This is a genomic window from Bacillus sp. P4_D3, assembly GCF_056401855.1.
The window spans coordinates 1-936 of record NZ_JBFUIN010001023.1; the positions used below are offsets into that span (position 1 = coordinate 1).

The window sequence follows — 936 nt, forward strand, 5'->3', positions numbered from 1 at the left end:
AAGGACGCCATGCTTTTTTAGTTTGTTAAAAATAAAGAGCAATTTTTATTTAACGGATGTTTTAACGGGGGAAGCATTAGGAATCATCTTGATCCGGAAAACATATGACTTAATAGAATCTATTTCTATGTGCAAGGGGAATGCATATGTGGAAAATTCAAAAACCTTGAAAAAACCATCGCATAAGTATATTTAAATTTTATTTATTTTCATACATAGCATAATTGCGCATTCAAGGAACAAGGAGTGATTGTAATGTCGACAGACCAACCTATTCCTGGACATTTTATTATGGACCCACAGCGGGCTATGCTGTTGCCACCGGAATTGAAAGCAGCTCCACCTGAATCATTAACAGAACAATTATTTATTGAACGATCTATAACTGAAAATAGATTTTGGTTACGTATTATGAAAGAGCATGCTTTGTTTCTTGGTGAGGGATTTAACCGTAACGATAAAAATTTAATTCAGCAGGTAGAACAATTTTATAATCAGTTTGATAGGCAGCTGCAAAAAGCATTTACTATTCCGCAAACTGTTCAAGCAGTTAGGCAATTAAATGAAGAGAGCATTCAGTTAGTGTATGCTTTTCGTAATTATAAAAGAAATTTACTAATTTTAATCATCAATTGTAAAGTGAAAGGGTTTAATTTCCCACTTTTAGTGGATCATGTTGCACGAGAAGCAGAATATTTTATGCGGACACTTCAAAAGTTTAACGAAGGAAAAATGGATCCTATTCAAGATGCGATTATTAGTGAGAATGTTTTCTGGCTGCGTATTATGATGGAACACTCACGTTTTATTGGATCATTATTGGATCAATCGGAAAGAAATCTTGTTCATACAGCGTTGAAATTCGGTGATGATTTCGAAATTCTGCTTAACCAAGCTAGAGATGTTGAATCAATGTTATATCAAAAAGAACCGACA

General features: G+C 33.8%; 1 protein-coding gene. It reads left to right on the forward strand.

The genetic code is table 11. The features are described from left to right. Positions 1–255: 255 nt before the first annotated feature. Positions 256–936 (forward strand): DUF2935 domain-containing protein (locus tag AC1DTM_RS28875; protein WP_477001529.1); only part of this gene is annotated, 681 nt, incomplete at its 3' end.